3 protein-coding genes are annotated in these 6,351 nt (G+C 66.6%); all 3 read right to left on the bottom strand.

Annotated features, from left to right (window positions below; all coding sequences use genetic code 11):
• On the bottom strand, positions 1-377 hold a 377-nt coding region (locus MJ783_RS00935; RefSeq protein WP_239307971.1), incomplete at its 3' end, for a DUF3566 domain-containing protein.
• Positions 378-1,584: 1,207 nt separating this feature from the next.
• Positions 1,585-4,101, bottom strand: a complete 2,517-nt coding sequence (gene gyrA, locus MJ783_RS00930) for a DNA gyrase subunit A (protein WP_239307970.1) — start codon at positions 4,099-4,101, stop codon at positions 1,585-1,587.
• Positions 4,102-4,204: 103 nt separating this feature from the next.
• Positions 4,205-6,139, bottom strand: a complete 1,935-nt coding sequence (gene gyrB, locus MJ783_RS00925; protein ID WP_239307969.1) for a DNA topoisomerase (ATP-hydrolyzing) subunit B — start codon at positions 6,137-6,139, stop codon at positions 4,205-4,207.
• Positions 6,140-6,351: the final 212 nt, after the last annotated feature.

Below are 6,351 nucleotides of genomic sequence, written 5' to 3'. Positions count from 1 at the left end.
TTGTACAACAACGCACCCAGGGTGGCCAGGGCCGTCATCAGGATCACGTTGATCGCGCCGATGAGCAGTCCAAGCTCCATGGCTCGGGCGAACGACAGCCAGGTGCGGACTCCACCGTTGCTGCCGTCGGTGAGTGTGTCCGCCGCGTTGACCACACTGTCGAACACGCCGATCGAGTTCAGCACAAACCACAGCACCGCCACGGCGACCATCATGACGACGAACACGCACAGGGAGAACGCGAACGTCAGCCGGGTCACCGACAGCGGATTAACCCGAGTGACGCGCAGCCGGGCACGGCGGCCCTGGCCGGCTGGGCGGACGACGGACGGCCCGGTCGGGGCACCCACTATCGGCCCGGTCGCTGGATCCTTCACGCTTCGTTCTCGAACCGGTGAGCGCGGCACACCGGGTGCTGTCGGCACACCAGGTGCTGCCGACGCACCGGACAGACCGCCCGTCGTGACCGGGCTGGTCGGCGGTGTCCACGTAGCGCGCTCACGGGGTACCGAACCGTCGCCACCCGGTCGCTTGGCGCCGGTCTCCGCCGACGGATCTGCCGCGACGGCTGCCTTCGCACGTCCCGACCCTCCCACACGGCCAGCGTTCTCACCTGCCATGGCGCGCCCGCCCGTGCTGCCGGAGGCCGGAGAGACCCCCCCGGTCTTGCCCTCCGTCGAACCGCCCGCCGTCTTCGTGGGCCTACGCAGCGAAATCGTGTCCGGATCCGGCGTGGGCGTCTCTTTCAGCAGCGTGGTGCGCGATGTCCCCGACGATGCGCCAGTACGCGATGACGCGGATGCTGTCACGCCGGTGGCGCCCCCGGGCGGCACGGCGCTGGCCGCGCGCCCCACGCCAGAGATCTTGCCCGATCCGGTCGTGGTGGGCGGTGCGGCCGCGGCTGCAGGCCGCGTGGCCGGCCGCCCGGTGGCCGCGGCGCTCGCCGTTGGCCCGGCCGCCGACGGATGCGGTGCCCCTGGCACGAAAGGGCGTGCCGGACTTTGCCGCTCCGCGGGGACGTCCGGATCCGCCGCGGGCTCAGGCCGATCAGCACCGGCCCGGGGCCGGTCCGGCTGCTCGCCTGTCCGCCTGCTGGTTTGCGCTGGCGAACCGCCAGCGCGCGGACGCACACTCGACGACGCCCGCGGCGGCATCCTCGTGTCGGGGATATCCCGTGGCATCCGCAGGTCCCGGATCGCGGATGGGGCCTTCTGCGCCCGTGTGCCGTCATCCTGCGAGCCCGACGCCGCGGCCGAGCCCCGCGCCGAGCCCCGCTCCGAGGCTGAGCCGGCGGCTGTACCCGAACCGCGGCCGGACTTCAGGCCCGGTTTCGTACCAGATTCGGATTCGGATTCAGGGCCAGGCACAGTGCCAGGGCCGGGCACAATGCCCTGACCGGTGGCCGGCCGGCTCGAACCCGGGGAACCCCGCCTGTCGTCAGGCGTCTCCTTGCCCCGGTCAGGAGACGCCTCCGACCGTGGCAAGGAAGATCCACGCAAGACCGGCGACCGGTTGGTCCGATCGTCATCATTGCTACTCACGGTCTGTCTCCCGCCATGCCCGGCCCATCATCCACATCCATCCTCAGGCTGAGTCTCCTCCGCCGGGATTGATCGTCGAACTATTGCCCGAACTGTCGTCAACATCAGCATTACGTGCCACTCCGACGACCTGAACGCCAGCCTCCAGATCGATGAGTCGGACCCCCATGGTCTGTCGTTGGGCCCGGCGGACGTCACGGGCGATGGTCCGCAGCACGCCGCCGTTAGAAGTGATCGCGTAAAGCTGGTCGTCCTGGCCCACCACCAGGGCACCGACCAGCCCGCCGCGAGTGGAGACAATCTTGGCGGTCAGGACGCCCTTGCCGCCGCGTCCCTGCACCGGATACTCGCCCAGGGACGTCCGCTTGGCGTAGCCCCCGCTGGTGGCAACCAGCAGATTGGCTTCCGAGCTCGGCGGCACGACCTCCATCGCGAGCAGTTCGTCGTCGGAGTCGAAACGCATCCCGATGACACCCGAGGTGGCACGTCCCATCGGGCGGAGCTGCTCGTCGTCGGCGTGGAAGCGGATCGACTGGGCCTGGCGGCTGACCAGCAGCAGATCGTCGCCCGCGGACACGAGCCGGGCCGCGATCAGCTCGTCGTCGTCGCGCAGGTTGATGGCGACCAGCCCACCGGACCGGTTCGAGTCGAACTCGGCCAACGCGGTCTTCTTGCACAGCCCGCGCCGGGTCGCGAGGACCAGGTAGGGCGCCGCGTCATAGTCGTTGATCGCCATCACTTCGGCGATCCGCTCGTCCTGACCGAACGCGAGGATGTTCGCCACGTGCTGCCCCTTGGCCGTACGGGCCTGTTCGGGCAGCTCGTGCGCCTTGGCTCGGTACACCCGGCCCTTGTTGGTGAAGAACAGCAGCCAGTGATGAGTGGTGGTGACGAAGAAGTGCTCGACGATGTCGTCCTCGCGCAGCGCAGCACCCTGCACGCCCTTGCCGCCACGGCGCTGCGACCGGTAGAGGTCGGTCTTCGTGCGCTTGGCGTAACCACCGCGGGTGACGGTGACCACGACGTCCTCGCGAGCGATCAGATCCTCGACGGACATGTCGCCCTCGAACGGGACGAGCCTCGTCCGCCGCTCGTCACCGAACCGGTCGACGATCTCGGTAAGCTCCTCGCCGATGATCTCCCGTTGCCGGGTCGGCGAGGCGAGGATCGCCTCCAACTCGGAGATCTTCGCGCGAAGCTCGGCCGCCTCATCGATGATCTTCTGGCGCTCGAGTGCGGCGAGCCGGCGCAGCTGCATGTCCAGGATGGCGACCGCCTGGATCTCCGACAGGGAGAACCGCTCCATCAGCTGCCCGCGCGCGGCGTCCGCCGACTCGGCGTTGCGGATAAGGTTGATCACTTCGTCCAGATGGTCGAGCGCGATCAGCAGGCCCTCGAGGACGTGCAGGCGCTCGCGGGCCTTGCGCAGCTGGTAGCGGGTCCGGCGGACGATGACGTCGACCTGGTGGTCGACGTAAAAGCGCACCATCTGGTCCAGCCGTAGCGTGCGCGGCACCCCGTCGACGATCGCCAGCATGTTCACGCCGAACGTGTCCTGTAGCTGGGTGTGCTTGTACAGGTTGTTCAGGACGACCTTCGCGACCGCGTCCCGCTTGAGGTCAATGATCAACCGTTGGCCGGTGCGCGCCGAGGTCTCATCCCGGATGTCGGAGATGCCGCTGACCCGGTTGTCCCGGACCAGCTCGGCGATCTTCTCCGCGAGATTGTCGGGGTTGACCTGGTAGGGCAGCTCGGTGACGACAAGCTGGGTCCGGCCCTTGTTCTCCTCCACCTGCACGACGGCCCGCATGCGGATGCTGCCACGCCCGGTGCGGTAGGCGTCCTCAATGCCCTGGCGGCCAACGATGAGCCCGGAGGTGGGGAAGTCCGGCCCCTTGATCAGGCCGATCAGTGCCTCCAACAGCTCTTCGTCGGTGGCGTCGGGGTTCGTCAGGAACCACTTCACACCGTCGGCCACTTCCCGCAGGTTATGCGGCGGGATGTTGGTCGCCATTCCGACCGCGATACCACCGGCACCGTTGACCAGCAGGTTCGGAAACCGGCTGGGCAGGATCGTCGGCTCCTGTGAACGGCCGTCGTAGTTCGGGGCGAAGTCAACGGTGTCCTGATCGATGTCGCGCAGCATCTCCATCGCCAACGGCGCAAGCCGTGACTCCGTGTAACGCATGGCGGCCGGCGGGTCGTTACCCGGCGAGCCGAAGTTCCCGTTACCGTCGACCAGCGGGTAACGCAGCGACCACGGCTGGGCCAGCCGGACCAACGTGTCGTAGATCGCTGAGTCGCCGTGCGGATGGTAGTTACCCATGACGTCACCGACAACGCGCGAACACTTGAAGTACCCACGGTCCGGGCGGTAGCCACCGTCGTACATCGCGTAGAGAACCCGTCGGTGCACGGGCTTCAGGCCGTCGCGGACCTCCGGCAACGCCCGGCCGACGATGACCGACATCGCGTAGTCGAGATACGACCGCTGCATCTCGACTTCGATGCCGATGGGTTCGACCCGGTCGCCTGGCGGCGGAGGGAGTACATCGGTCACGCGGGTCCTTCCAGACTGGGGTGGTGAGGGCCGTCAGCAGTACGCGGTAAATATTGTCCGATATTTTCGATACATTCCATAGGTGCCAGAGGCGCCAGAAGTTCTAGATGTCGAGAAAGCGGACATCCTTTGCGTTACGCTGAATGAACGATCGCCGTGCGTCGACGTCCTCTCCCATCAGGACGGAGAAGAGCTCGTCCGCCACGGCGGCATCGTCCAGCGTCACCTGCAACAGGATGCGGCGGTCCGGGTCCATGGTCGTGTCCCACAGCTCGGTCGCGTTCATTTCGCCGAGGCCCTTGAAGCGCTGGATCGCGTCCTTGGGCAGTTTGCGCCCGTTCTCGATGCCATGCGTGATCAGGCCATCGCGTTCACGATCGGAGTAGGCGTACTGCCAGTCCTCACGACCCCATTTGATCTTGTAAAGCGGCGGCTGGGCGAGAAAGACATAGCCGGCCTCGACCAGTGGGCGCATGAACCGGAAAAGCAGCGTCAGCAGCAATGTCCGGATGTGCTGGCCGTCGACGTCCGCGTCCGCCATCAGTACGATCTTGTGATAGCGCAGCTTGCCCGCGTCGAAGTCGTCGTGGATGCCGCAGCCGAGCGCCTGGATCAACGCCTGGACCTCGGTGTTCTTCAGCACCCGGTCGATCCGGGCCTTCTCGACGTTCAGGATCTTGCCACGTAGCGGCAGGATCGCCTGGAATTTCGAGTCGCGACCGCCCTTGGCCGAGCCACCCGCCGAGTCACCCTCGACGATGTAGAGTTCGCAACGTTCCGGGTCGGTGTACTGACAGTCCGCGAGCTTGCCCGGCAGGCCCGTCCCGCCGAGCAGACCCTTGCGGCGGGTCAGGTCACGAGCCGCGCGCGCGGCGATCCGCGCCCGCTGAGCGTCCAGGGCCTTGCTGACGATTGCTCGGGCCTCGACACGGTTGGCCTCGAGCCAGTCCTTCAGCGCCGAGTAGCACATCTCCTGGACGAACCGCTTGGCCTCGCTGTTGCCGAGCTTGGTCTTGGTCTGGCCCTCGAACTGCGGCTGGGCCAGCTTCACCGAGATGATCGCGGTCAGGCCCTCCCGGATATCGTCCCCCGCGAGGCGCTCATCAGGGTTCTTGCCGTTGGCCTTCGGTGGCTTGAGCAAGTTCTGGTCTTTGGCGTAGGCATTGACCGCGCTGGTCAGAGCGGCGCGGAAACCCTCTTCATGGGTACCGCCCTCGTGGGTGTTGATGGTGTTGGCGAAGGTGTAGACCGACTCGTTGTAACCGGCGTTCCACTGCATCGCGAGCTCGGCCTCGATGCCGGTGCCCTTGGAGTCCAGCGAGATGACGGTCTTGTGGATCGGGTCCTTGCTCGAGTTGAGATGATCGACGAAGTCGACGAGCCCACCCGCGTAGCAGTAGGTGATCTCGAGGGGCTCCTCGGGGCGCTCATCCCGCAGGCTGATCGCCAGCCCCTTGTTCAAGAACGCCATCTCCTGCAGCCGGCGAGTGAGCGTCTCGTACTTGTAGTCGGTCGTCTCGAAGATCGTGTCGTCCGCCCAGAAGGTGACCGTCGTACCGGTCTTCCTCGTCGACGCGCCCTTGGCCAGCGGTGCGGCTGGCCGGGTGTTCGCATACGGCTGGAACCAGGTGAAGCCCTCGCGGCGGATCTCGACCTCCAGGCGGGTGGACAGCGCGTTCACCACACTCACGCCGACCCCGTGCAGACCGCCGGACACCGCGTAGGACTTACCATCGAACTTCCCGCCGGCGTGCAGGGTGGTCAGCACGACCTCGACCGCCGGACGTTTCTCCGTCGGGTGCTCGCCGACAGGGATACCCCGGCCGTTGTCAGATACTCGCACACCGCCATCGGCGAGCAGCGTCACAGCGATCGTGTCGCAGTAACCGGCAAGCGCCTCATCCACAGCGTTGTCCACAACCTCGTAGACGAGGTGATGCAGACCACGTTCGCCAGTGGAGCCGATGTACATACCCGGACGCTTGCGAACCGCGTCGAGACCCTCAAGAACCTTGATCGAACTTGCATCGTAGGCCACGCGGTATGTCCCCTCGTCCTCAACTGCGAACTACGCGAGAAGCGTCTCCTGATTCTACCTGGCCTCTCTGGCAGGAGGACGCTGGGTGGCCCCTGGTATGCACACAGCGCCACGAACAGCTTTCCATCGAACCCCCATACGCAGGCTTCCTCCGGATGACGCCTCCGGCGCGATCCGGGGACCCGGCGCTCCTGGCTGGCCACCGATCACGG

It is taken from the genome of Protofrankia sp. Cj3 (genome assembly GCF_917627355.1).
Taxonomy (GTDB): domain Bacteria; phylum Actinomycetota; class Actinomycetes; order Frankiales; family Frankiaceae; genus Protofrankia.
This window is presented reverse-complemented; position numbering and strand designations above follow the sequence as displayed.